General features: G+C 67.4%; 1 protein-coding gene. It reads left to right on the top strand.

The features are described from left to right. A partial coding sequence (locus ACT3TD_RS14780) for an HNH endonuclease signature motif containing protein (protein ID WP_444638076.1) occupies positions 1–895 on the top strand: 895 nt, incomplete at both ends.

Raw genomic sequence — 895 nt, 5'->3', positions numbered from 1 at the left:
GCGGCAGTCAACACCCACGTCACCCCGTGGCTGCGCGACACCACCCGCCTGGTCACCCTGCGCGAACTCGGCGACCGCGTGCGCGCAGCAATCCTCGATGCCGCACCGGTGCTGGCCGACAATACCGCCCAGGCCCAGGAAGACACCGTCACCCTCAAGCGCCGCGGCAACAAGTTGATCCTCACCGGCGGCGACGAGATCACCCTGGCAGCCATCGACGACGAACTCGACAAGAAAGCCCGCGTCATGCTCGCCGACGCCCGCCGCCTTCAGGAAAACCTCCCCGACGACGAACGCTCCGAGCTACCGACCCGCTCACAGCTCAAAGCACAGGTCATGCTCGAACAACTCGGCGACAACCCGAACTCAATGGAAATCCGGGTGCATCTCTACCGCGCGACGATCGACGGGGTGCACGGTACCGGGGCGGGCTACGTCGCCGGAGTTGGGTGGATCAACCCGGCCACCGCCGAACGCTTCGAAGGGGCCTGTGACCCGAAGAAGGTCAAGGAGATCCCCATCGACCCGCAGGACTACCCCGAATCACCGGGCTACCCGTTCCTGCTGGGCCACCGCACCTACATGGAAGGCCGCGACGCGACGTGCCGGTTCCCGTACTGTGACGTGCCGGCCACGCTCTGCGACAACGACCACATCATCAACTCGCCACACACCGACCCCACCAGCGACGGCGTCACCCACCCGAGCAACGGGCAGAAACTGTGCCGTCCACACCACCGGCTGAAGACCGAGGGGTCCTGGCGGTGCTCCTCCCCCGATGGCGGGTTCACGATCCACTGGCAGGGCCCGGGTGGGGTGCGCTACACCACGCACGCGACCGGCCCGTTGGCCCAGGTCTACGGCCCGGACCTCAAGGACACCGGCCCTGCCCCCA

The sequence above is a fragment of the Corynebacterium sp. AOP36-E1-14 genome, from assembly GCF_052377495.1.
GTDB lineage: Bacteria > Actinomycetota > Actinomycetes > Mycobacteriales > Mycobacteriaceae > Corynebacterium.
The sequence above is the reverse complement of the archived record's forward strand: the minus strand, read 5'-3'. Positions and strand labels throughout refer to the sequence as shown.